Annotated in this window: 19 protein-coding genes; 10 read left to right on the top strand and 9 right to left on the bottom strand. The window is 61.6% G+C overall.

Annotation, left to right across the window (positions count from 1 at the left end; genetic code table 11):
* Positions 1-9: 9 nt before the first annotated feature.
* A complete protein-coding gene (gene rep / locus M5B42_RS24465; RefSeq protein ID WP_100942151.1) occupies positions 10-2,019 on the bottom strand; it encodes a DNA helicase Rep in 2,010 nt (669 codons plus the stop codon).
* Between the two features lie 266 nt (positions 2,020-2,285).
* Here rep and M5B42_RS24460 point away from each other — a divergent pair, with 266 nt between their 5' ends.
* A complete protein-coding gene (locus M5B42_RS24460; protein ID WP_248747253.1) occupies positions 2,286-3,956 on the top strand; it encodes a bifunctional diguanylate cyclase/phosphodiesterase in 1,671 nt (556 codons plus the stop codon).
* A 24-nt stretch (positions 3,957-3,980) separates the two neighbouring features.
* Here the strand turns inward: M5B42_RS24460 and M5B42_RS24455 are convergent, their stop codons facing one another.
* Positions 3,981-5,384 (bottom strand): NorM family multidrug efflux MATE transporter, encoded by a 1,404-nt coding sequence (locus tag M5B42_RS24455; RefSeq protein ID WP_152736681.1) that lies wholly within the window; start codon positions 5,382-5,384, stop codon positions 3,981-3,983.
* A gap of 152 nt (positions 5,385-5,536) precedes the next feature.
* Between M5B42_RS24455 and M5B42_RS24450 the strand changes: the two genes are divergently transcribed.
* From M5B42_RS24450 to M5B42_RS24435, 4 genes are all read left to right on the top strand, one after another.
* Positions 5,537-6,457 carry a LysR substrate-binding domain-containing protein gene (locus M5B42_RS24450; RefSeq protein ID WP_152736682.1) on the top strand — a complete coding sequence of 307 codons (921 nt, stop codon included), beginning with the start codon at positions 5,537-5,539 and terminating at the stop codon, positions 6,455-6,457.
* A gap of 179 nt (positions 6,458-6,636) precedes the next feature.
* Positions 6,637-8,613, top strand: a complete 1,977-nt coding sequence (locus M5B42_RS24445; RefSeq protein ID WP_248747252.1) for a methyl-accepting chemotaxis protein — start codon at positions 6,637-6,639, stop codon at positions 8,611-8,613.
* Between the two features lie 138 nt (positions 8,614-8,751).
* Positions 8,752-9,966, top strand: coding sequence for an aldose 1-epimerase family protein (locus M5B42_RS24440; RefSeq protein ID WP_152736684.1), 1,215 nt, complete (start codon positions 8,752-8,754; stop codon positions 9,964-9,966).
* Between the two features lie 215 nt (positions 9,967-10,181).
* A complete protein-coding gene (locus M5B42_RS24435; protein ID WP_248747251.1) occupies positions 10,182-11,009 on the top strand; it encodes an NYN domain-containing protein in 828 nt (275 codons plus the stop codon).
* 19 nt (positions 11,010-11,028) lie between these two features.
* On the opposite strand, the gene M5B42_RS24430 is transcribed toward M5B42_RS24435, so the two are convergent.
* On the bottom strand, positions 11,029-12,522 hold the full coding sequence (locus tag M5B42_RS24430; RefSeq protein WP_248747250.1) for a YifB family Mg chelatase-like AAA ATPase: 1,494 nt from the start codon (positions 12,520-12,522) through the stop codon (positions 11,029-11,031).
* A gap of 315 nt (positions 12,523-12,837) precedes the next feature.
* On the opposite strand from M5B42_RS24430, the gene M5B42_RS24425 reads away from it, so the two are divergent.
* Positions 12,838-13,344 (top strand): helix-turn-helix transcriptional regulator, encoded by a 507-nt coding sequence (locus M5B42_RS24425; protein WP_248747249.1) that lies wholly within the window; start codon positions 12,838-12,840, stop codon positions 13,342-13,344.
* 300 nt (positions 13,345-13,644) lie between these two features.
* On the opposite strand, the gene M5B42_RS24420 is transcribed toward M5B42_RS24425, so the two are convergent.
* The 5 genes from M5B42_RS24420 to M5B42_RS24400 form a co-directional block, all read right to left on the bottom strand.
* Positions 13,645-15,465, bottom strand: a complete 1,821-nt coding sequence (locus tag M5B42_RS24420; RefSeq protein ID WP_248747248.1) for a monovalent cation:proton antiporter-2 (CPA2) family protein — start codon at positions 15,463-15,465, stop codon at positions 13,645-13,647.
* A gap of 77 nt (positions 15,466-15,542) precedes the next feature.
* Positions 15,543-16,187 carry a hydrolase gene (locus tag M5B42_RS24415; RefSeq protein ID WP_152736695.1) on the bottom strand — a complete coding sequence of 215 codons (645 nt, stop codon included), beginning with the start codon at positions 16,185-16,187 and terminating at the stop codon, positions 15,543-15,545.
* Positions 16,188-16,399: 212 nt separating this feature from the next.
* Complete coding sequence (locus tag M5B42_RS24410; RefSeq protein WP_248747247.1) at positions 16,400-18,034, bottom strand: GMC family oxidoreductase; 1,635 nt, start codon at positions 18,032-18,034, stop codon at positions 16,400-16,402.
* Positions 18,031-18,573 (bottom strand): sorbitol dehydrogenase family protein, encoded by a 543-nt coding sequence (locus M5B42_RS24405; protein WP_248747246.1) that lies wholly within the window; start codon positions 18,571-18,573, stop codon positions 18,031-18,033. The genes M5B42_RS24410 and M5B42_RS24405 overlap by 4 nt, the downstream gene beginning before the upstream one ends.
* Positions 18,574-18,588: 15 nt before the next feature.
* A complete protein-coding gene (locus M5B42_RS24400; protein WP_248747245.1) occupies positions 18,589-19,959 on the bottom strand; it encodes a cytochrome c in 1,371 nt (456 codons plus the stop codon).
* A gap of 533 nt (positions 19,960-20,492) precedes the next feature.
* Here M5B42_RS24400 and M5B42_RS24395 point away from each other — a divergent pair.
* On the top strand, positions 20,493-22,133 hold the full coding sequence (locus M5B42_RS24395) for a methyl-accepting chemotaxis protein (protein WP_248747244.1): 1,641 nt from the start codon (positions 20,493-20,495) through the stop codon (positions 22,131-22,133).
* 77 nt (positions 22,134-22,210) lie between these two features.
* Here the strand turns inward: M5B42_RS24395 and M5B42_RS24390 are convergent, their stop codons facing one another.
* Positions 22,211-22,471: an accessory factor UbiK family protein gene (locus tag M5B42_RS24390; protein WP_103499025.1), complete on the bottom strand. Its 261-nt coding sequence runs from the start codon at positions 22,469-22,471 to the stop codon at positions 22,211-22,213.
* Positions 22,472-22,887: 416 nt separating this feature from the next.
* Between M5B42_RS24390 and glnK the strand changes: the two genes are divergently transcribed.
* From glnK to M5B42_RS24375, 3 genes are all read left to right on the top strand, one after another.
* Positions 22,888-23,226: a P-II family nitrogen regulator gene (glnK, locus tag M5B42_RS24385; RefSeq protein WP_002555808.1), complete on the top strand. Its 339-nt coding sequence runs from the start codon at positions 22,888-22,890 to the stop codon at positions 23,224-23,226.
* 34 nt (positions 23,227-23,260) lie between these two features.
* Positions 23,261-24,601 carry an ammonium transporter gene (locus M5B42_RS24380; protein ID WP_103499024.1) on the top strand — a complete coding sequence of 447 codons (1,341 nt, stop codon included), beginning with the start codon at positions 23,261-23,263 and terminating at the stop codon, positions 24,599-24,601.
* A gap of 211 nt (positions 24,602-24,812) precedes the next feature.
* Complete coding sequence (locus tag M5B42_RS24375) at positions 24,813-25,238, top strand: secondary thiamine-phosphate synthase enzyme YjbQ (protein WP_100942141.1); 426 nt, start codon at positions 24,813-24,815, stop codon at positions 25,236-25,238.
* Positions 25,239-25,321 lie beyond the last annotated feature (83 nt).

Raw genomic sequence — 25,321 nt, 5'->3', positions numbered from 1 at the left:
TGCTCAATTCTAGCGCTTTAACATCGCGCGTATATCCGCCAACGCCGAATTGCCGCGTACGGCTTTCACTTCGGTCGGCGTGTCGTCGTTGCCTTCCCAGGCCAGGTCGTCCGGCGGCAACTCATCGAGAAAACGGCTCGGCGCGCAGTCGATGACCTCGCCGTACTGCTTGCGCTTGGCGGCAAAGGTGAAGGCCAGGGTCTGACGGGCACGGGTAATGCCGACGTAGGCCAGGCGCCGTTCTTCCTCGATGGTGTCGGCTTCGATGCTGGAGCGATGTGGGAGAATTTCCTCCTCCATGCCCATGATGAACACGTAGGGGAATTCCAGCCCCTTGGATGCATGCAGGGTCATCATCTGCACGCCCTCGGCGCCGTCCTCTTCTTCCTGCTGGCGCTCGAGCATGTCCCGCAGTACCAGCTTGCCGATGGCATCCTCGACGGTCATATCGCCGTCTTCGTCTTTTTCCAGGGTGTTCTTCAGCGCTTCGATCAGGAACCAGACGTTGCCCATCCGGTAGTCCGCGGCCTTGTCGCTGGAGCTGTTGGTGCGCAGCCAGTTCTCGTAGTCGATGTCCATGACCATGCTGCGCAGGGCGGCAATCGGGTCTTCGCCGGCGCACTGCTCGCGCACCCGGTCCATAAAGCGCTTGAAGCGCGCCAGGCGGTCGGTGAAGCGGCTGTCCAGGTGTTCGCCCAGGCCGATTTCGTCGGTGGCGGCGTACATCGAGATCTTGCGTTCGGTGGCGTAGTTGCCGAGTTTTTCCAGGGTGGTCGAACCGATCTCCCGGCGTGGGACGTTGATCACCCGCAGGAAGGCGTTGTCGTCGTCCGGGTTCACGATCAGGCGGAAGTAGGCCATCAGGTCCTTGACTTCCTGGCGGCCGAAAAAGCTGTTGCCCCCCGACAGGCGATAGGGAATCTGGTGGTGTTGCAGCTTCAGCTCGATCAGCTTGGCCTGGTAGTTGCCCCGGTAGAGGATGGCGAAATCGCTATAGGGCCGGTCGGTGCGCAGGTGCAGGCTGAGGATTTCCATGGCCACGCGTTCGGCCTCGGCGTCCTCGTTGCGGCAACGGATCACGCGGATTTCGTCGCCGTGGCCCATTTCGCTCCACAGCTGCTTTTCGAATTCGTGGGGGTTGTTCGAGATCAGCACGTTGGCGCAGCGCAGGATACGGCTGGTGGAGCGGTAGTTCTGCTCCAGCATCACCACTTTCAGGGACGGGTAGTCGTCCTTGAGCAGCATCAGGTTTTCCGGCCGCGCGCCGCGCCAGGCATAGATCGACTGGTCGTCGTCGCCGACCACGGTGAACTGGTTGCGTGTGCCGATGAGCATTTTCACCAGCAGGTACTGGCTGGCGTTGGTGTCCTGGTATTCATCCACCAGCAGGTAGCGGACCTTGTTCTGCCACTTTTCGAGGATGTCGGCATGTTCCTCGAACAGCTTCACCGGCAGCAGGATCAGGTCGTCGAAGTCCACCGCGTTGAACGCCTTGAGCGTGCGCTGGTAGTGGGTGTAGACGATGGCGGCGGTCTGTTCCTTGGGATTGCGTGCATTCTCCAGGGCCTGGGGCGGCAGGATCAGGTCGTTTTTCCAGGAGCCGATCATGTTCTTGATCTCGTCGACGCCGTCGTCGCCCGAGTATTCCTTCTGCATGATGTCGGTCATCAGGGCCTTGACGTCGGCCTCGTCGAAGATCGAGAAACCCGGCTTGTAGCCCAGCCGCGCATGCTCCTTGCGGATGATGTTCAGCCCCAGGTTGTGAAAGGTCGACACCGTCAGGCCACGGCCTTCGCCGCCCTTGAGCAGGGTGCCGACGCGTTCCTTCATTTCCCGCGCGGCCTTGTTGGTGAAGGTCATGGCGACGATGTACTGGGCGCGGATGCCGCAGTTCTGGATCAGATGGGCGATCTTGCGGGTGATCACGCTGGTCTTGCCGGAGCCGGCGCCGGCGAGCACCAAAAGAGGGCCGCCGACGTAGTTCACGGCTTCTTGCTGCCGGGGATTGAGTCGGGACATGACGGAGTCAGGAGTCTGTTGCGAAAAGGGCGGGCATTTTAACAGGCTGGAGGGATTCTGCCGCGACTCTCCGACACTGTGACGTGCCGCGCTATCTAAATTTGCCGGTTTTGTTACTTTCACGCAGGATGCGCGGCGGAATTACAGCTATTGTTCACCTTTGTGTTACACAACGAAGCACTTGATAATCACTCGTATTTAAAGTCGCCCCGAAGCGTGTCGCAATGTTGATCGTCAACGTTATTTGCAGAGTCTAGGGAGTCAGCTTGTCTACGCCTGTGGAACCCTTGCGTTTGCTGCTACTGGCCGATGAGCCGGAGTGGGCTGCCTTGTTGCGCGAGTGTCTGGCTCCGTTGGGAGATTCGGCCGTGCTGATCCATGCGCCATCCTGGGAGGTGGTCAGCCGCCTGTTCGAGGCTGACCGCACGGCGCTGTTGTTGACGGTGCCGAACCTGCAGCCGGCGCCGGGACGCTGCCACCTGCCGACCATCCTGTTGCTGGACGAAGAACCCTTGATCGCGCCGTTGGGCGTCAGTGACTGGTTGGTTCGCCAGGGCCTCGATGCGCCGACCTTGCGCCGCTGCCTGCGCCATGTGCGGGAACGGGGCGTGCTGGAAAACACCTTGCAACGCCTGGCCGAGCAGGATCCGCTGACCGGTATCGCCAATCGCCAGGGGTTCCAGACCCTGCTGGCGGCGCGGTTGGCCGAGAACGAAGGGCGCGGCCTGGCCCTCGGGCACCTGGACCTGGACAATTTCCGCCATGCCAACGACGCCCTGGGTCACCAGGCCGGCGACCGGCTGATCCTGCAGGTGGTGGCGCGGCTCAAGAGCCAGCTCGAGGCCGGTGACCAGCTGGCGCGCCTGGGCAGCGATGAATTCGCCCTGCTGATCGACACCCGTCGCGCGCCCCAACGGGCCGGGAGGGTGGCCGAACGGATTGTCGAGGCCATGGCCGAACCTTACTGGGTCGACGGCGAGAGCCTGCTGATCGGTTGCAGCCTGGGCATCGCCCATACCCGTGCCAACGCCGGGGCCGACCCGTTGATGTGGCATGCGCATATCGCCATGCAGCAGGCCAAGAGCACCCAGGGCTGCACCTTTCATATCTTCAATGAACGGATCAATCGCAACGCCCGCAGCCTCGCCGACCTGGAAAGTGAACTGCGCCGGGCCCTGCGCCGCGATGAACTGGAATTGCACTACCAGCCGCGCCTCGATCTGGGCAGCGGCAAGATCGTCGGGCTCGAAGCCCTGGTACGCTGGCGCCATGGCGAGCGCGGGTTGTTGCCGCCCAGCGAGTTCGTGCCCCTGGCCGAACAAAGCGGCCTGATCGTGCCGTTGGGCTACTGGGTGATTTCCCGGGCGCTGCGGGATATGCAGGCCCTGCGCGAGCGCGGCCTGGCGCCGTTGCACATGGCGGTCAACCTGTCGTTCCGGCAGTTCCAGGACAGCCAGTTGCTGCCGACCTTGAGCCGGCTGATTAACGAGCGCGGTGTCGAGGCGCAATGGCTGGAATTTGAACTCACCGAAACCGCGGTGATGCGCCGCAGCGACCTGGTCAAGCAGACCATGGATGCTCTGAGGCGGCTGGGGGTGCGTTTTTCCCTGGACGACTTCGGCACCGGGTTTTCCTCCTTCGTGCACCTCAACAGCCTGCCGATTGCCTTGCTCAAGGTGGACATGAGTTTTGTCGGCGGCATGGAGCAGCGCGAAGAAAACCGCAAGTTGGTGCATGCCATGGTCAACCTGGCCCACAACCTTCATCTGGAAGTGGTGGCCGAAGGGGTGGAAACGCCAGGGCAACTGGCTTTGCTGCGTGAGTTCGGCTGCGACCAGGTCCAGGGTTACCTGATCAGCAAGCCGTTGCCGCTGGCTGAACTGGTGGAATACCTGATCTTTGACGCCGCCCAGCCGGCGGTGCAGGAAGTGGTTTGACGCCGCTGGAGGCAGCCTGTCGACTCAGGCTGCATCCATGACGCCAGGCTGTGGGCTTTGCGCCGTATGGCGTCCGAGCATCCGCTTCATCCGCCATTCAAACGCCAGTGTCAGGCTCACCGCCGAGCAGGCCAGGCCCAGCGCCAGGCCCCACCAGACACCGGTCGGTCCGCCGTTGAAGTCGAACGCCAGCAGCCATGCCGCCGGAGCGCCGATCAGCCAGTAGCAGGCAAGACCGACGAGGAAGGTGGTCTTGGCGTCTTTCAGGCCCCGGATCGCGCCCATGGCAATGGTCTGGGTGCCGTCGAACAGCTCGAACCAGGCGGCCACCGCCAGCAGCCTGACGGCCAGTTCGATGACCGGTTGGAACGCCGGGTCGTTGCGATCCAGGAACAGCCCGACCAATTGATTCGGTGCCAGCCAGAACAGCGCGGCAAAGGCCAGCATGGCGGCCGCGCCGAAGGCGATACCGACCCGGCCGGCCAGGCGTGCGTCGAGCAATTGCCCGGCGCCATAGTGCAGGCCGATGCGCAGGGTGATGGCGTAGGAAATCCCCGCCGGCACCATAAAGGCCGCCGAAACGATCTGCAGGGCGATCTGGTGCGCCGCCAGTTGCGTGCTGCCCATGGTGCCCATGCACAGCGCGGCAAAGGCGAACAAGCCGACTTCCACGGCATAGGTGCCGCCAATCGGCAGGCCCAGGCGCCAGAGCTCGCGCAGATACTGCCAGTTGGGTCGCGACAGGCCCCGCAGCAAAGGGTAGTTGCGGTACGCCGGATGCCGTTTGATATGCCAGGCCAGCGCCAGGGCCATGCAGCTGGCGACCAGCGCGGTGACCAGGCCGATCCCCACCAGGCCCAGCTTGGGCAGTCCGAACATCCCGGTGATCAGGGCGTAGTTGAGGGCAAAGTTGGCCAGGGTCCCGCACAGGCTGATCACCATCACCGGGGTGGCGCGGCCCAGGGCGCTGGTGAAACCACGCAGGGCCATGAAGCTCAGGTAGCCGGGCAGGGCGAACGGCAGCACGGTCAGGAACTGCGTGGCGGCGTGCACGTTGCTCGGCGTCTGGCCGAACATCAGCAGCACCGGCTTGAGGTTCCACAGCAGCAGGCCGGCGAGCAGGGCCATTGCCCAGGCCAGCCAGAGCCCGGCCTGGGTCAGGCGGGTGGCGCCTTCGATATCGCCGGCGCCCTGGCGAATGGAGACCAGGGTGCCGACCGCCGCGATCACGCCAATGCAGAAAATCGACACGAACGAATAACTCGCCGCCCCCAGGCCGCCGCCGGCCAGGGCCTCGGGGCTGAGCCGGGCCATCATCAGGGTGTCGGTCAGCACCATCAGCATATGCGCCAACTGCGAGGCGATCAGCGGCCCGGACAGCCGCAGGATGGCCCAGAGTTCGGTGCGTGCTGAATGCTTCATGATCATCAGGCTCGACAGGTGCAAGGCAGTGAGGACCGTTGATTCTCAGGGTTCCCGGGCATTTGCACAAAGGGATAAAACCGATTGCTCGCATGATAAAAACTCATGCAAGGCGCTTTCTGCTAGGGTTGGCGCATTGCGTTATCGGAGCGCTTCCCATGTCCCGTCGTCTGCCTCCCTTGTATGCCTTGCGCGCTTTCGAAGCGGCGGCCCGCCATAGCTCGTTTACCCGGGCGGCGGAGGAACTGTCGATTACCCAGAGTGCGGTCAGCCGACATATTCGTACGCTCGAAGAACACTTCGCCTGCCGGCTGTTCCAGCGCAACGGGCGCAATCTGCAACTGACCGAATCCGCGCGTTTGCTGCTGCCGGGTATTCGCGAGGGCTTCGGTGCCCTGGAGCGGGCCTGCAATACCTTGCGCGCCGAAGACGACATCCTGCGCATGAAGGCCCCCTCGACCCTGACCATGCGTTGGCTGCTGGCGCGGCTGAGCCGTTTCCGGCATTTGCAGCAAGGCAATGAGGTGCAGCTCACCAGTGCCTGGATGGATGTGGACAGCGTGGACTTCAACCAGGAGCCGTTCGATTGTGCGGTGCTGCTCAGCAACGGCCATTTCCCGCCCGACTGGGAGGCCAGCTACCTGTTTTCCGAGTGGTTGATTCCGGTGGGAGCACCTACGCTGCTCAATGAGCAGCCTTGGGATGCCGAGCGTCTGGCCAGCGTCGAGCTGCTGCACCCGACGCCCGATCGGCGCGACTGGCGCAGTTGGCTGGGGCGCATGGGTCTGTCCGAACGGGTCTCCCTCAAGGGCGGCCAACTGTTCGATACCCTGGAGCTGGGGATGATTGCCGCTGCGCGGGGTTATGGGGTTTCCATGGGCGACTTGCTGATGGTGGCCGAGGATGTGGCCCAGGGGCGTTTGAGTTTGCCGTGGCCGACCGCCGTCGACAGCGGTGAGAAATATTACCTGGTCTGGCCGAAAACCCGACCGGGCGGGGAGCGTCTGCGGCGGCTCAGTGATTTCCTCCAGGGTGAGGTCGCGGCCATGGTCTTGCCCGAAGTCGAGCGTCTGGGCTGATACGCTGTTTTTGGTGGCCACTGATATCCGCCCAAATGACTCAAGTATTCGTCGGTGCCGCCGAATCTACCGACATGGAACCGCAGTCCCAAGCGGCTCGCTCATACCTTGTTCATTGAAAATGTTTCCGCGCGGCCTGAAGTACCCACAGGATTCGCCGCCCGCCCAGGAGCCGTATCATGTCTCGACCTCGTGCCCGTATAGCCTCGCAACTGGGGTTGGCACTCGCCGTTATCCTGGCGTTGGTGATCAGTGGCAGCACCGTGTTTGCCCTGCGTTCGCTGGATTCCGCCAACCTCGACACCCGCGAAGAGCACCTGGCCAGCGAAGCGCGTTTGCTCGCCGACCAGTTGAGCACTTTCCACGGCACCTTGCGCGAAAGTACCCAGCGCCTGAGCGGGTTGTTCGAAAGACGTTTCAGCAGTGGCCTAAGCGTGCGTCCCGAGCAAATGATCGCCGTGGGCAGCGTGCAAGCTCCGGGCTTGTACCTGGGCAATGAACTGCTGAACAACAACTTTACCGAGGTGGATGCGTTCAAACAGATGTCCGCGGGTGTCGCGACCCTGTTCGTGCGCAGTGGTGAGGACTTCGTCCGGGTCAGCACTTCCCTGACCAAGCAGGACGGCAGCCGCGCCATCGGCACCTTGCTCGATCACCAGCATCCGGCCTACCAGCATTTGCTGGCGGGTCAGGCGTACGTCGGGCGGGCGCTGCTGTTCGATCGTTCCTACATGACCCAGTACACACCGGTACGCGATGCCGGCGGCAAGGTGATCGCGGTGCTGTTCGTCGGTTTCGACTACACCGATGCGCAGAATGCCCAGTTCGACAACCTCAAGCGCTTCCGCATCGGCACGGCCGGCTCCCTGGCCTTGCTCGATGAGCAGAAACATTGGCTGGTGCCACCGGCCGGGGTGACGGATCTTGCACAGGCGATCCCGGTGGTTGTCGATTTGCTCCGGCAACCGGGCCACGGGCGCTTCTGGAGTGACAAGAACGAGGACTTCTACAGCGTTGCGGCGACCTTTGACGGCGGGCCGTGGACCGTGGTGGCGAGCATGCCCAAGTCCGAGATCCGCGCCGTGACCTGGAGCGTCGGCATTCAACTGGTGATCGGCAGCCTGCTGGCCATGCTGCTGGCCGTCGGCGCGGCGATCTGGCTGCTGCGTAGCAAGTTGCGGCCCTTGGGCGACCTGGTGCGCCAGGCGCAAGCCCTGGGGGCGGGGGATTTGAGTGTACGGTTGAACGTGTCCAGCCATGACGAGATCGGCCAGTTGGCCGAGAGTTTCAACCAGATGGGGCAGGCGCTGTCCTCGATGGTCGAGCACATCCGCAAGGCGGCTGCAGAGGTCAGCAGTCGTGCCCATGTACTCACCGGCTTGTCCGGCGGTGCCTATGAAGGGATCGAGCAGCAATCCGGCGAGATCAGCAGCATGGCCGGTGCCGTGGAGCAGTTCAGTGCCACCTCGCTGAATATCGCCGACAACATGGGCAATACCGAACGGCTGGCCCAGGAAAATGCCCGGCAGACACGAATCGGTCGCACCGCCATGGAGGAGGCTTCGGCTTCCCTGGAGCAGATCGCCGGCTCCCTCGGTGGCACGGCAGAGGTGATCAACGCCCTGGGGCAACGTTCCGAGGAAATCGGCGGGATTGTCGGGGTGATTACCTCGATTGCCGACCAGACCAACCTGCTGGCGCTGAACGCGGCTATCGAAGCGGCCCGTGCCGGCGAGCAAGGTCGCGGCTTTGCCGTGGTAGCCGATGAGGTGCGCAGCCTGGCGGGGCGTACCCGTGAAGCCACCGACCAGATTTCCGGAATGATCCAGAGCATCCAGCAACAGACCGGCCACGCCATCAGCACCATGGAAGAGGGCAATCGGCTGATGCAGGAAGGCCTGTCACGCAATGCCAATGTGGCGTCGGCCCTGGCGCAGATCGACGAGCAGAGCCGGTCGGCCGGGCAGCAGTTCGCCGTCATCACCGGCGCAACGCAGGAGCAGAGCAACACCGCGACCCAGCTCAGCAGCAACCTGCAGGGTATTGCCCTGGCCAATAGCGAGCAGCGCGAAGTTGTCTCCAACCTGGCGCTCACGGCCCGGGAGCTGGAGACCCTGGCTACGGAGCTGCGCCAGGAAGTGGATCAGTTTCGCTGAGGCGGCGCCTCGTCACAGGCGCTGAAATACGGGTGGTAGTGCATGCGCTCATCGAGCTGGCGGGGAATTTGTCTGGTCGACTTGCTGAATCGTTTCATCAGCGCTATAAAAGTCGGACAATTCCAATAAGGACCGCCCATGACTTCCCTCCGCTTGCTCTTCGGTGTCACCGCCCTGACCGCTGCTTCCCACGCCATGGCCTGGGACTACGTGCTGCTCGACAGCGACACGCCCGCGCAGAACCGGCAGATCACCAGCCAACAACTGGGGATCAAGACCGACAAACCTTTTTCCGTGACGATGCGCACCTTGCATGGCGGCCGCCAGGAAGGGGTCAGCATCGTCGATATCGACAACGGCACGATGAAACTCTCGGTGGTCCCGACGCGGGGCATGAACGTCCTGCACGCGTCCGTGGGCAATGTGCGCCTGGGCTGGGACTCGCCGGTCAAGGAAGTGGTCAACCCGGCCTTTATCGAGCTCAACGGCCGTGGCGGCCTGGGCTGGCTGGAGGGCTTCAACGAGTTGGTGGTGCGTTGCGGCTATGAGTGGGTCGGGCATCCGGGGCTCGATAACGGTGAACTGCTCACCTTGCACGGGCGGGCGGCGAATATTCCGGCCAGCAAGGTCACGTTGCATATCGATGAGAAGCCGCCTTATGCCATTCGTTTGCAAGGCGAGCTGAAGGAGCAAGCGTTCAAGAAAGTCGACTTCTCGGTGGTCACCGAACTGTCGACGGTGCCTGGGAGCGTGAGCTTTGCGCTCAACGACACGCTGACCAACAACGGCGACTATCCGAAGGAATACCAGGCGCTGTACCACAGCAACTTCAGCACTCCGTTCCTGGAGCAGGGCGCGCGCTTCGTGGCGCCGGTGAAGCAGGTCTCGCCATTCAACGACAAGGCCAAGGGCGACCTGCCGGACTGGCAGACCTATCGCGCGCCGACCAAGGACTATGACGAGACCGTCTACAACGTCGTGCCGTATGCCGATGCCAAGGGCGACACCTTGGCGGTGTTGCACAACAAGGCCGGCAGTCTCGGGGTTTCGCTCGGGTTCAATACCCAACAGTTGCCGGTGTTCTCCCTGTGGAAAAACACCGATACCCAGGGGCAGGGTTATGTCACCGGGCTGGAGCCGGGGACCAGCTTCTCCTATAACCGCCATTACCAGCGTCCGCTGGGGCTGGTGCCGACCATCGAGGCCGGGCAGAAACGCCAGTTCCAGATCAGCTACAGCCTGCTGGCGGACAAGGCGGCTGTGGATAAGGCGGTGCAGCGGGTGACGCAGATTCAGGACGGGCGCAAGACGGAGGTACGGGGCACGCCGTTGGTGGATTTGAGCAAGGAATAACCTGGAGGGGATGGGTTGGCCGATGGTGTGGTGTGTCGGTCAGACCTTGTTCGCGTGATATTCCTGTTGTCACTGAGTTTTGAAACAGCATATGACATTGGTTTGACTGTTTCGTCATAGGCGAATATTATTCGATCAACAGCCCAGTACAGCGCGCAGGCAATAGTTAGAACCTGCCCAGCGGTCCTGGGCTTTTTTTTGCCTGGAGAAAGCCAATGAAGCGAACAGCCGTCCTCATTGACGGAGGATTCTTCTTCCAGAGAATCATGTTTTTTATTCGAAAATACTTTAGGAAAGATTTTTCTATTACTGCGGAGCAATTAGCGCGAGTTATCAGAAAAATCGTTCGGCTTCATATTGAAGACTCACGAACTGCAACCCGAGAGCTGTACCGGGTTTACTATTACGATTGTCCGCCACCGTCAAATCAGGTGCGTCTGCCAATAGCATCGGAAGGACAAACCTCGGCAGATCATTTGAATTTCAAAAGCCATCCGCCTTACCAGCTTCGGCGGGATCTGCACGATCATCTGCGATCAAGCCGAAAGACCGCGTTGCGTCTGGGAGAGTTGGCTAAAACCGGGGAATGGCAGCTTAACGCCCATACTCTGAAGGATCTGCTTAGGGGGGCACGGCAATGGGCAGAACTGACGAACGGCGATTTTCATTACAAGGTTCAGCAGAAAGCAGTTGATACGAAGCTTGGGATGGATATAACAACACTCACTCTCGACAAGTTGGTGGACGTTGTCATATTGGTTGCTGGAGATTCTGATTTTGTTCCTGCCGCTAAGTTGGCGCGTATGAAAGGTATCGATTTTATACTGGATCCCATGTGGGCTAACACGAGCCGTAGTTTGAGTGAACACGTTGATGGGCTTCGATCATATGATCTGGTCAAAATAATTCGAGACGTGACGGGGGAGGTCGTTTCAAATCCCCCTGATTGGTGGGAGAAGTGTTTGGGCATAGGCCAGCAGAAGGTCTATGCAGAGATGGCTATTGCTGGAAACTTGGATTCTGATCCAGGCGTTCCCAACTGAGCGGATAGAAGAGATTTATCTAGCTGGAGCTTGGTCGATACTGCAACGCTTCGGCCAGATGCTCCCGGCTTATGTTTTCCTCCTGCTCCAGATCCGCCAAGGTGCGCGCCACCTTGAGCAGCCGATGGGCTGCCCGCAGAGAAAGCGTCAGTCGTTCGCACGCCGTCTCCAGCCATTTTTCATCGCCTGTGGATAACTTGCAGTGCACGCGCAATGCCGGTAAATCGAGAAACGCGTTGGCGCATCCCTGGCGCTGTTGCTGACGTTGTCGAGCTTCGGCGACTCTGGCGGCGGCCTGAGCGGTGTTGTCGCCGTCTTGCCGGCTGGGGCTGAGCGCCGTGGCTTCGCGAGCCACGGTCAGGTGCAGGTCGATACGATCCAGCAGCGGGCCGGAGAGTTTGTTGCTGTAGCGCTGGATCTGTTCCGGGGTGCAGCGGCAACGTCCACTGGGATCGCCAAGATATCCACAGGGGCAGGGATTCATCGCTGCCACCAGTTGGAAGCGTGCGGGGAAGCGCACCCGGTCGCGGGCGCGGGAAATCACGATATGGCCGGACTCCAGCGGTTCGCGCAAGACCTCCAATACCCGGCGGTCGAATTCCGGTAGTTCGTCAAGGAACAGCACGCCGTGATGGGCCAGGGTGATTTCGCCGGGTTGTGGTCGCGATCCGCCCCCCACCAGCGCGGGTCCCGAGGCCGAGTGATGCGGTTGGCGAAAAGGCCGCTGGGGCCAACTGCTCAGCGGTACGTGGCTGGCGACCGATTGGATGGCCGCGACCTCCAGGGCTTCCTGTTCGTCCAGCGGTGGTAGCAATCCGGGGAGGCGGCTGGCGAGCAGGGTTTTGCCGGTACCGGGCGGGCCGCTGAACAGCAGGTTATGCGCCCCGGCGGCGGCGATCAGCAGGGCGCGTTTGGCGGCGAGTTGGCCTTGCACTTCGCTCAGGTCCGGGTAGGGCTTGCTCAAGTGCAGCAGGCCGTTGGATTCGAAGGGTTTGATCGGCGCATGTCCATTGAGATGGGCCACCAGTTGCAGCAGATGGTCGACGGCAATCACTGTTAGCCCGGAGGCCAGCGAGGCCTCCTCGGCGTTGGCTTGCGGCACCACCAGCGTACGTCCGGCGGCGCGAGCGGCTAGTGCCGCCGGCAGCACGCCTTGCACCGGGCGAATGGCGCCGGACAAGGCCAGTTCGCCCAGGCATTCCAGGTTGTCCAGTGCCAGGGCGGGCACCTGCACGCTGGCGGCCAGGATACCGAGGGCGATTGCCAGGTCGAAGCGTCCGCCGTCCTTGGGCAGATCCGCCGGAGCGAGGTTCAGGGTGATGCGTCGGGCTGGAAAATCGAGGGCCGAGTTGAGGATCGCACTGCGGACCCGGTCCTTGCTTTCCTTCACGGCGGTTTCGGGCAGCCCGACCAGCGTCAGCATCGGCAAGCCGTTGGCCAGATGGGTTTCGACGGTGACGGCGGGGGCTTCCACGCCCACCTGGGCGCGACTGTGGACGATGGCCAGGGACATGTTCTTTCCTTGAACGCGAAGGGGCCGCTTCCTGCGGTTCTGGAAGATTAGTTGAGCGGGGGAGGGGCTTGGGGGCTTTTATGTGTCCAGACGATTCGATGTCCGGTTCACAGGAGGGGCGTTCGCCATGCCAGGGCCGTTGGAGATTTCTGAGGCGAACGATGATCAGGGAAGGCGTCCGTCCAGGGGGGCTGAGTAAAAGTGCAATTAAATTGGTATCCAGGCGTAAATATAGCAAGAATAATTGCACTTGAGTGGCTCCGGTGAAGTGCTATTATTCTTGCACTTACTTCGCTTAAGTGAAGGAATAACAGCATGGCCAAGAAAACTGCACCGCTTCTGCCGGCAACTGAACGCTTGCTTGCTGACCTCGGCGAGCGGCTTAAGCTTGCCCGGTTACGACGCAAAATCACGGCCAAACAGGCCGCCGAGCGCGCCGGTATGTCCCAGATGACCCTTCGCGCCCTGGAGCACGGCTCGTCTGGCAGCACCATCGGTGCCTACTTGGCAATAATGCAGGTGCTGGGACTTGAGAAGGACCTGGCCAAGCTCGCTGGCGAGGATGAGCTTGGCCGCCATCTTCAGGATGTGAGTCTTCTTCCGGGCAAGAAGAAAACACTTACCGCTGTACGAGCCCCAGGCGAAGCGCCAACGCCTCAAAGGAGCACGCCGCAGGATCCGTTGGGGAAAGTCGCGGCTCACAAAGTGCGTGCCTCCGAGAAACCGGCGGCCTCCCAGGTTGTAATCCGAAGCGACAGTGGAGCAATCAGTAGCGACTCACTGGCTGCCTTGATCCCGCCTCGTCGGAGGACTGACAAGTAATGAGCACCATGATTGGGGTTTACGCCGACTGGGACGGGCTGGATGGGTCGCAGCGTCTCGGCTGGTTGCATGCTCGAAAAACTCGTCAATAGTCCTGGGCCTTTCGCAGCGTGAGCAAGACTACATGGCCCCTGCCTTCGCGAGAGCGCAAGGCTAGCTCGTCATTCCCCATAGCTCGATTTGTTAGCCTATAGGCATACAAAAATCTACTTTTTGTACGCCTATAGGCTAACTATTTTAGCGATGGACCTATGGGGAACATCTTGCCGTCTGGTCCACGGCTGATTTATTTGCGCCGATCTACCGGGCATCGAGTGGCACCGCCTGTTCCGGCTCGCCTGTATCGCTTTCGAACAGCCGGGCCAGCTCCAGGCGGGCTTCCTGCGCGGTCTGCCTGATCTTCGAGGTGTCGTCGCGTACCAGCCGTTGGGCGGCCAGCACCTGTTCATCATGTGCCATGAACTGCTGGATCCGGTGCTCGGCCTGGGTTGGGGAGATACCGAGTCCTTCCAGGGTGCGGCGGGTCATCTCCAGACTCGAATAAAAGGTCTCTCGCACGGGCTCGGCACCGGCATCGAGCAGTTGGTGCACGTGCTGTCGATTGCGGGCCCGGGCCAGGACTTTGACCTGTGGATACAGGCGCTGCACCGCTTGCGCGGTCTTCACGGCTTTCTCCGGGTCGTCCAGGGCGACGATGAAATATTCGGCCTCGCCGACCTTGGCGGCACTCAGGATTTCCGGGCGCAGGGGGTCGCCATAGAACACCGGCGCGTGCTCGAAGCTGCGGGTCATCTCGATGGTATCGATCGAGGTGTCCAGCGCGACGAAAGGAATGTCCTGCGCATGCAGGATCCGCGCAATGATCTGGCCGACGCGACCCATGCCGGCGATGACCACTCGCGGCCCTTCGCTCTGGATCGCCTTGAGACTTTCCGGCACCTCCCTGGTCGGCTGTGGACGCGTCTTCAGCCCTCGCGCGCAGGCCAGCAGCAGCGGAGTGACGGCCATCGACAGGGTGATGGTCATGATCAGGGTATCGTAGGTGCGGGCATCGAACAGCCCCAGGTTCTGGCCAAGCTTGAATACCACAAAGGCGAACTCCCCGCCGGCGGCCAGTACCAGGCCCAGGCGCAGTGCCGCGATGCGCGACAGACCACCGGCCATGCGTGCGACGAACATCAGCAAGGGCAGCTTGAGGGCGATCAGCAGGAGGGTCAGGCCGACGATCAGGCCGGGATTCTCGAACAGCAGCGCCAGGTTGGCGCCCATGCCCACGCTCATGAAGAACAAGCCCAGCAGCAGACCCTTGAATGGCTCGATCTGTGACTCCAGCTCATGGCGATATTCCGAGTCGGCCAGCAGCAGGCCCGCAAGGAACGCCCCCAGCGCCATCGACACTCCCGCCAGTTCCATCAGCCAGGCGGTACCGAGCACCACCAGCAGTGCGGTGGCGGTGGCGACTTCCGGCAGGCCGGTGCGAGCCACGGCGCGGAACAACGGGCGCAGCAGGTAGCGACCCCCCACCACCACTACGGCGATGCTGCCGAGCACCTTCAGCCCGTGGGCCAGGCCGCTTTCGCCGGTGGCCTGCGCGCCGGTGACCGCCAACAGTGGTACCAGGGCGATGAGGGGGATGGCGGCGATGTCCTGGAACAGTAGGATGGCGAAGGCGAGCCGGCCGTGGGGGCTGTTCAATTGGCGGCTCTCGGCGAGGCTCTGCAATCCCAGTGCCGTCGATGACAGTGCCAGGCCCAAGCCGAGGATGACCGCCGCCTGGAGGGTCTGGCCGAAGGCGACGATGGCCAGCGTGCCGATCACCAATCCGGTGAGCAGCACCTGGGCCAGCCCGACGCCGAATACCGCCTTGCGCATCAGCCAGAGGCGCTTGGGCGATAGCTCCAGGCCAATGATGAACAGCAGGAATACCACCCCCATCTCGGAGAAGCTCGCGACGTTTTCCGCGTTGCCCAGCAATTTCAGCGCCTGTGGGCCGATGAGTACGCCAGCCAGCAAGTACCCGAGCACGGCACCGAGCTGAAGGCGCTTGGCCAGGGGAACGATGATGACGGCGGCCATCAGGAGAATGACCGAGGCCTGCAGCAGGCTGCCTTCATGTGGCATGGGAGAGCTCCCTTGATTCTGGAAAATACAATGCAAGCCCGCCAGCATGCAGCCTGGCGGGCAAATTGTCGGGAGAATCAGCTCAGGGTGCGCTGCGGTGCGTTGTGCACCATGGTGTAGGCGTAATCCACGCCCATGCCGTAGGCGCCGCTGTGCTCGCGCACCAGATCCATCACCGCGTCGTAGGTTTCCTTGTGCGCCCAGTCACGCTGGAACTCCAGCAGTACCTGCTGCCAGGTCACCGGGACGGCACCGGCCTGGATCATCCGTTGCACGGACATGTCGTGGGCTTCCTGGGTGGTGCCGCCGGACGCGTCGGTGACGATGTACACCTCGAAACCTTCGGCCAGGGCTTCCAGGGCCGGGAAGTTCAGGCACACCTCGGTCCACAGTGCGGCCATGATCAGCTTCTTGCGACCGGTGGCCTTCACCGCCTCGACGAATTTCTTGTCTTCCCAGGAGTTCATCGAGGTGCGCTCGATCGGCTGTGCGCCCGGGTTCACTGCCAGCAACTCAGGCCAGATGTAACCGCTGAAGCTCTTGGTTTCCACCGAGGTATAGATCGTCGGTACGTTGAAGATCTTCGCTGCCTTGGCCAGGCCCACGGTGTTGTTCTTCAGCGTCTGGCGATCGATCGATTGCACGCCGAAGGACATTTGCGGTTGGTGGTCGATCAGGATCAGGGTGGAGTTGGTTGGGTTGAGCAGTTCGCGGTTGGACATGATTGATTTCCTTATGAGTCGGGAGTGTTGAGAGATTGAATTCGGCAGCAGCTTGTCGTTTCGGTCAGTGGCTGCGGCATGGGTGTACTTTATTGTTCAATATCTCTCGGGACAATCCGGCAAAAAAGGGAATCATTGATTCTAATAAAGAGACAATTCGCTCAGTGCCCGAGGGCGCGTGACAAGCCAGGTTGGCTTGTCACGGTAGAGGTCTAGACCTCCCCCAGCAATTGATCGGCGATACGAATGCTCAGCGCGGCGCCGGTCAATGTGGGGTTCACGCAAGACGACGAGGGCATCACGCTGGTTCCGGCGATAAACAGGTTGGCGTGGTCATGGCTGCGGCAGTCGCGGTCGACCACCGAGTTTTTTGGATCGTCGCCCATGATGGTGGTGCCCATGATGTGCTGGCGGTTCTGGAAGTTGACATCGGTGCCGAGGATATCGGCGTCGAGCAGGTGGGCGAACTGCTTGAGATCCTCCAGCGCCTTTTCCTTACCGGCATGCCAGTAGTCAGGGACACTGTAGTAGATCTCCGGCATCGGCAGGCCAATCGCATCGAAGCGCGTCTTGCTCGGGGTGATGCGGTTTTCCGGCAGCGGCAAGGTCTCGAAGTCCACTGCCCAGTTCAGCGAGCGTGCCGATTGCAGGCGTATCTGTTCGTCGAGCTTCGAGCCGAGCACGCCCTTGGCGATCAGGTTGCTGGTGATCTGCGAGGTCGGGACCGTGTTGCGGACCTTGATCTTGTAGCTCGGGTAGTCCTTGCGGAAGGCGCCGTCGCGGCTGTTCAGGTACACCAGCAATTGGGTCGGTCCCTCGCCGGGCCACATGTCCTCCTTGGTCATCACGTTCATGCTGACGCCGGTGTGATCCATCAGGTTGCGGCCGACCTGGTCGGAAGTGTTGGCGATACCGTTGGGGTATTTCTCGGACGTGGACATCAGCAACAGCTTCGGCGATTCGATGCCATAGGCCGCCAGCACGAAGTAACGGGCGGTCAGGCGATGCTGGGTCTTGTCCGGGCGCATGTACCAGATCGCGGTAATCTTGCCATCGTCGCCGGCCTCGATCTTGTAGACCACCGAGTTGTCCAGGAGCTTGGCGCCATGACGCTCGGCCTCGTCGATATGCATCGAACCATCGTACTTGGCGGCAATCGGACAGACCGGGTTGCAGTTGTTGTTGCCTGCGCACGGCGGGCGCTTGCCATAGGGGCGGGTGGCACGGCCATTGGGTTCGAGGATCGGGTGGTAGCCACCCTTGCTCAGCAGGGTCGAGAGGCGCTGGAACATATAGCTCGGCTTCAGGCCCTGCATCGGGTAGGGGATCGAGCGCGGCGGATAGGCCTTGCCACCCTGGCCGCTTTCGTCCTGGCCATCGACCCCGGAGACGCCCAGCTCGGTTTCGGCACGGGCGTAGAAGGGCTCCAGTTCGTCGTAGCTGATCGGCCAATCGCGCCCTCGGCCATAGAGGGCGTTGAGGCGGAAGTCGTTGGGTAGCATGCGCCACAGCGAGGAGCCGAAGTGCCAGGTGGTGCCGCCGACCACGCGCAGGTAGGAGGTGTTGTATTTGACCGGGCCGACCTGCTGCAGGTAGTCGCCATAGGTGGACGGCGCGTGCGGCAGGCTCGGATAGGGCGAGCCGGCACCCTGCAGCTTGGTATTGGCCAGCGACAGTTTGACTGCGGAATTGCGGAAGGTCTCGACGATCTCGCGACGGTTCACCCGCGGGCCTGCTTCGAGGATGATCACGGATTTGTTCGCCTTGGCCAGGTTGCTGGCAATCAGGCCACCCATCACGCCGGAACCGATGACGATCACGTCGGCGTCGTAAGCCATGCTGCTCATAGTTTGAAATCCTGAGTGTCGGCTGGCTTGCTGCCCCAGGAGTCGGGGCCGCCACCGTAAGTTGGGATGATGAGGATGCCGTGGGTCGGGCGGTACATCAGTGCCTCGGCGTAGCTGACCAGCTCGGCGTCGGCGAGCTCGCCGACGGTGCCCAGATACCAGGCCGAAATGATGCTGGTCGCGGTCGCCTTCAATGATGGGTCGGGGTTGGCCAGGGCGAGGTATTCATCCACATGCTTGAAGCCCTGTCCGACGATCAGTTGTTTGAGGGCAGCGACATTGCCGCTGAAATTCGCCGCGCGCCGGCTCAGGGCGCGGTAGTAGCGTGCCGCCAGGACCGGGTTGACCGGTCGGCTGACCAGGAATTGCGACAAAACGATAAAGTCCTGGTCGCTTTCGGCCATGGCCATGACCGGTTGCCAGGGGCCGAGACCGCCGACCAGGGCCGCCAGGCCCAGGGTGACCGAGCCGCTTAGCAGGCTGCGGCGGGACAAGGCATGGGAGGGGGCGGATGGAACGGGCACGTGCTTGTCAGTCATCGAAGTTTCCATTGCTCAGGCTTCCCTATACCGACGGCGAACATTGAACCTGAACAGGGCCAGGATGATCAGCAGGCCGAGAATGATCAGGCCTGGCACGCTGAGCTGCGCCAGCACGGCGAGCGGCGCCTTGGGGCCGCCCTCGCGTACGCGCGCCACATCGGCGGCGGTCACGCTCGGTTCGGGATTGCCGTAGTGGGACAGGACATAGTTGCTGACATCGGCGATCTGCTGGTCGTCGAGGCGATCGGTGAACCGCGCGTCGGGACCGAAGGCCGGCATATCGATTGCCACGCCGTCGACTTCGCGGTGCACACCGTAGACGATGGTCGCGATCAGGTTGTCGCGGCGGCTGGTCGCGGTGTTATGGAACAGTGATGGGTACTCGCGGGTGCCCTGGCCGTTGGCCTGGTGGCAGTTGGCGCAGGTGCCGCTGAAGATGTGCCAGCCCGGATTGTCCTGCGGGTTGCCGCCGCGCAGGCTGAGCTCGTCGCTCGACGCCTGGCCGAAGGTATGCCGGGCCTGGCGCTCGTCGCTGGTGATGGGGCGGGTCTGCAACAGGTAGGCCGCGATGGCCTTGAGGTCATCTTCGGCGAGGTACTGCAAGCTGTGCTCGACCGCCTCGGCCATGGGGCCGGCAGCCTGTGCCTTGCCCTCGACATGGCCGCTACGCAGGTAGGCGACGATCTCGTCGTTCGACCAGGCACCGATCCCGCTGGTCTTGTCCGAGGTGATGTTCGGTGCGTACCAAGTCCCCAGCGAGCCGCCGGACAGCGCCTTGTCATTATCCGCGGCCATCAGGAAGTTGCGGGGGGTATGGCAGGTGTCGCAATGGGCCAGCGCATTGACCAGGTAGTCGCCGCGATTGACCTGCCTGGATTTGCCCGGATCCGCCACGAAGCGTTCCTGGCGGTGGAACAGGAGGTTCCAGCCGAGCATCGAGGTGCGGATATTGAACGGAAAGTCGAGTTCGGTCTTGCGGCTGGGCATATCCACCGGCGCGACTTCCTGCATGAAGTACTGATACAGGGCGGCGACATCGCTATCGGTCAGCTTCGCGTAGGACGTATAGGGCATCGCCGGGTACAGGCGGGTGCCATCCGGGGTCACGCCGTCGCGTACGGCGCGGGAGAAGTCTGCCTGGCTGTAATTGCCGATACCGGCGGTTTTCGAGGGGGTGATATTCGTCGAGTAGATGACACCCATCGGCGAGTTGAGTGGGTAACCGCCGGCAAAGGGCTTGCCTGCGTCGCTGCTATGGCAGGCCACGCAATCAGCGGCCACCGCCAGACGCTTGCCTGGCGAAGCACTGGCATCGAGCGCCTGGCCATGGGCCGCCAGGCTGACCGCCGTCAGGACCAGGCACCCTGCGATCGTAATCTTCATGGGTTTTGCCTTGCGCGCACCTGGCAATGGCTGACCCATCCTCTGCGGATGCATAGGTAACTCCTCATGGTTTGGCCCACACGCGTGATCTTGGTGGGGAGGGCCAAAGTTTTTTCCTAGTCATACGATGTCGTACATTGCGATCAATATTTCACATGAGGTAATCTTTCTCAACAAATATGGCAAATAGCCATTATTTATTTTTTCCAGTAGATGGCTCTGGAATGGGTATTTCAGCGTGATGTTGGCCGGAAACATCGTGAGTGCGATGGGACGGCAAGAAAGAAAGTTGTCCTTTTTGACTCCCTCATACTTGAGAGCCAGCGGGTGTTTTGGCTTGTGCGTTTGTGGCGTGGTACGACGTCATGTTCAAGAAAACGTGCCAGGCATTGCGCTGGCGGTGCCTGCACTGTCGCCAGGCGGGCCCGAGTGGCGATGGAGTACCGACACGGTCCCTTCACCTGGCATTACGCAGGGCGGGGAAATACACACATAACAGGGCTGTGCGATCAGCACCCTATGAGGAACCACCGATGAACTGGCTCAATGATGCAAAATTCTCGACCAAACTGATCACTTCCTTTGTCCTCTGTGCCTTGATCACACTCGCTGTGGGAATGCTTGGCATCAGCGGTGTTTCCGCGCTGTCGGCGCGCCTGCAGGCGGTGTTCGGCAACAACCTGGTCTCGGTCGCCAACACGTCGCAGACCAAGACCAAGGCGGTTGGCCAGATGCGCGACATGTACCGGCTTTATGTCGCCACCGCCGGCAATGCCCCGCAGAGCATGAAGGATGAGTTTCTCGCCTCGATGAAAGGCAACCAGTTGGCCAGCGAGCAGGCGTTTGCCGCGTATCGCAAAGGGCTCCTGGCTGAAGACGAGCGCATTGCCGGCGACCAGATGGCCCGCGACTGGCCGGTCTACCAGGCGATGGTGCAGCAGTATGTGGCACTGATGGCGGCCGGCGACCTGGAGAAGGGGTACCCCCTGCTGCTGGGTGACCTGCAGAAGGCTTATCGCAAAGTGATGGATCAGTTGACTATCATGATCGACTCCAATGATCGCCAGATCAGTGAAGATGCCAAGGCTGCCAAGCTTCAAGAGGTGTCGGCCAGGACCCTGTTGTACAGCGGCATTATCGCGGCCTTTGTAGCTGCGTTGCTGTTGGGCCTGTTTATCAGCCGCCTGATCAGCCGACCGATTGCCACGGCGGTCGATTGCGCGCAACGCATCGCCCAGGGCAACCTGACCCAGCCCATCACCAGCCCGCGCCGCGATGAAGCCGGCCAGTTGCTCCAGGCCCTGGGGGACATGCAGGCCAGCCTGAAGTCGACGATCCAGCAGATTGCCAGCGCTTCGGATCAGTTGGCTTCCGCCGCCGAGGAACTGACGGCTGTCACCGACGATGGAAGCCGTGCCTTGACCCGGCAGAATGACGAGATCCAGCAGGCGGCCACGGCTGTGACTGAAATGACCTCGGCAGTCGAAGAGGTGGCTCGCAATGCCGTCTCCACCTCGCAAGCTTCGCAATCGACCAGTCTGCAGGCCAGCAATGGCCGCGACCAGGCACGTAACGCGATGCTGGCGATCAACAATGCAACCCTGGAAATCACGTCATCCACCGGCTTGGTCAGGGACCTTGCCGTGCAGGTTCGCGATATCGGCAAGGTGCTGGACGTGATTCGCGGGATCGCCGAACAGACCAACCTGCTGGCCCTCAATGCGGCCATCGAGGCCGCCCGCGCCGGTGAGCAGGGGCGCGGCTTCGCCGTGGTCGCCGATGAGGTTCGCGCCCTGGCTGCGCGCACCCAGGCGTCCACCGGTGAAATCGAGAGCATGATTCGCTCGGTACAGAACCGTGCCGACAGCGCAGTCGAGGCCATGGGCAAGAGCCAGGCGCTGGTGACCGAGACCCAGGGCCTGGCCCAGACCACTGGCGAGGCCCTGGAGCAGATCGCCGACGGTATTGCGCAGATCAATGACCGTAACCTGGTGATCGCCACGGCTTCGGAGGAGCAGGCCCATGTGGCCCGTGAGGTCGATCGCAACCTGGTGAATATCCAGAATCTCTCGACCCAGTCCGCCGCCGGTGCGCACCAGACCAGCGCTTCGAGCCAGGAATTGTCGAACCTGGCCCTTTCGTTCAACACGCTGGTCAGCCGTTTCCGCCTCTGACCCTATGTGCCAGGAATGGTACTGACTTGCCCATGCACCGAATGCGTTCGGGTAGCTACTTAGCGGCCTGATGCTGGTTATTGCTGGGCTGGAGCCAGCCGCGCCTCCAGCTCCGCCACCTTCGCCTCCAGACTCTCCAGCCGCGCGCGAGTCCGGGCCAACACCACCATCTGGCTGTCGAACTCTTCCCGGCTGACCAGGTCCAGCTTGCTGAAGCCGCTCTGCAACAGCACCTTGAACTGGCTTTCGAATTCCTGGCGGGGCAGGGGTGTTTCACCGCTGAACAAACGGGAGGCGTGGCCGCTCAGGGCATCGAGGAAAGCTTTGGGTGCAAGCATGGCTAAGGTTCCGGAAACAGATTACCGACCAGTGTACCACGCAGTGTCTATAGTCATTTCCATGGGGCGGGCGCACGGTTATCGCGCATCGCGCTGGCGCAGTGCGCACCGTTGTTGTGCGTATAGCCCGGGCGCAACGTGCTTTTTCACCCTCCATAGCGACCAAGGGACTGAAATCATTGGTTTTTACGGAGCTGGCAAGCTTTCTGCTTAGTTGCCAGTGACCCATGCACTGATGCAGTCGCTGTGACGAATGCAGTGCGGCAGGCGAAGCTGGGAAGTTTTGCCGGCAGCGGTTAGCTGGCGTCGGGCGGTAGATGTGGACCGACGATGCGTTACAAAGCCAGGCACTGCGCTTAGACTTGAGTCGGGTTTGTTTTCCTGGGGCAAGTCCACCAATTCGGGAGAGAGTTTTCATGAAGCTAGTCACTGCCATCATCAAGCCGTTCAAGTTGGACGACGTGCGCGAGTCGTTGTCCGAGATCGGCGTGCAGGGCATTACCGTTACTGAGGTCAAAGGCTTCGGTCGGCAGAAGGGTCACACCGAGCTGTATCGCGGCGCGGAATACGTGGTCGACTTCCTGCCCAAGGTGAAGATTGATGTCGCCATTGACGACAAGGATCTTGACCGGGTTATCGAGGCGATAACCAAGGCGGCCAACACCGGCAAGATTGGTGACGGCAAGATCTTTGTGGTCAATCTGGAACAGGCTATTCGCATCCGTACCGGCGAAACCGATACCGACGCAATCTAAGCCGCCAAACCCCAACGCCCCAGGAGAAAACAATATGACTCTGCGTAAATTCGCAGGGCTAGGAGCCCTGTTGTCCCTCGTAATGCCGGCCTTGGCCATGGCGGCGGACCCGGTACCTGCTCCAGTCCTCAATTCCGGCGATACCAGCTGGATGCTGACCTCCACAGCCCTCGTGCTGTTCATGACGATCCCAGGCCTCGCGCTGTTCTACGGCGGCATGGTGCGTTCGAAAAACATTCTTTCCGTGATGATGCAGTGCTTCGCCATTACCGGGCTGATCACCGTTCTGTGGTTCATTTATGGCTACAGTCTTGCGTTCGATACCACCGGGATGGAAGCCAACGTCGTCAACTACAACTCCTTCGTCGGCAGTATGGCCAAGGCCTTCCTCGCGGGCATCACGCCGGCCAGCATCACCGGGCCGACGGCGCTGTTCCCCGAGGCGGTGTTCGTCACCTTCCAGATGACCTTCGCCATCATCACCCCGGCGCTGATCGTCGGTGCCTTCGCCGAACGCATGAAGTTCTCCGCGATGCTGGTGTTCATGGGCGTGTGGTTCACCCTGGTCTATGCGCCGATTGCGCATATGGTCTGGAGCGGCCCGGGTTCCCTGCTGGGCGACTGGGGCGTGCTCGACTTCGCCGGCGGCACCGTGGTGCACATCAACGCTGGTGTTGCCGGCCTGGTGGCCTGCCTGGTGCTGGGCAAGCGCAAAGGCTTCCCGAGCACCCCGATGGCGCCACACAACCTCGGTTACACCCTGATGGGCGCGGCCATGCTGTGGGTCGGCTGGTTCGGCTTCAACGCCGGTTCCGCCTCAGCGGCCAACGGCACCGCCGGTATGGCGATGCTGGTCACCCAGATCGCTACCGCCGCCGCTGCGCTGGGCTGGATGTTCGCCGAGTGGCTGACCCACGGTAAGCCAAGTGCCCTGGGCATCGCTTCGGGTGTGGTCGCCGGTCTGGTTGCCATTACGCCTGCTGCCGGCACCGTGGGCCCTATGGGCTCGCTGATCATCGGCCTGGCGGCCGGTGTGGTGTGCTTCTTCTGCGCCACCACGCTGAAACGCAAACTGGGCTACGACGACTCCCTGGACGCCTTCGGCGTGCACGGTATCGGCGGTATGCTCGGCGCGATCCTGACCGGTGTGTTCGCCGCACCGTCCATGGGCGGCTTCAACACCGCTACCACCGATGTCGCCGCACAAGTCTGGATTCAGTGCAAAGGCGTCGGCTTCACCGTCATCTACACCGCGATCGTCACCTTCATCATCCTCAAGGTGCTGGATGCCGTGATGGGGCTGCGTGTGACCGACGAAGAAGAGTCGGTGGGCCTGGACCTGGCGCAACACAACGAGCGTGGCTTGAACGTGTAACCGCACTGAAAAAAATGCCCGGCTTGCCGGGCATTTTTTTGCCTGGAGTTTGTCATTGAAAAAGGGACTGAAAGGATTTATCCAAAGGCATTACGGCCAAAACCCCAGGGCGTTTTTGTAAGGGTCGATTGCTTACAGCAAAGCAAGAGGATTAGGCGCTTTGCTTTTTTCCACAGCGCGCTAGAATGCGCGCCGAAGGGCGGAGAACTGTATGTGGCAACAGACCCTGATTACCTTGCGGGCCAGGCCCCGGGGTTTTCATTTGGTGACCCAGGAGTTGCTCGACGGTTTGCCTGAACTCCAGGCGTGCCAGGTCGGTCTTTTGCATCTGTGGCTGCAGCATACCTCGGCCTCGTTGACCATCAACGAGAATGCCGATCCGGCGGTCCGTCGCGACTTCGAGCGTTTTTTCAACCGGCTGGTACCCCAGGTCAAGGCCGATTATGAACACAACGACGAAGGCGCGGACGACCTGCCGGCGCACTTCAAGGCCAGTTTGCTAGGCTGTCAGCTGACTTTGCCGGTGACGGCGGGACGGTTGGCTCTGGGTAGCTGGCAAGGTGTCTATCTGGGCGAGCACCGGGATCATGGCGGTGCTCGTAAAGTCCTTGCCACCCTTTACGGTGACGGGGCATAAGCCGCTGGTATGCAGCGGATGTTGATTTTTTTCCGGCGGCCTTCGACAGTCGGCACAGCTGGGCTATAACTAATCTGCTTTTC

The sequence above is a fragment of the Pseudomonas sp. MWU12-2037 genome (genome assembly GCF_023242345.1).
Taxonomy (GTDB): Bacteria; Pseudomonadota; Gammaproteobacteria; order Pseudomonadales; family Pseudomonadaceae; genus Aquipseudomonas; species Aquipseudomonas gingeri_D.
This window is presented reverse-complemented; position numbering and strand designations above follow the sequence as displayed.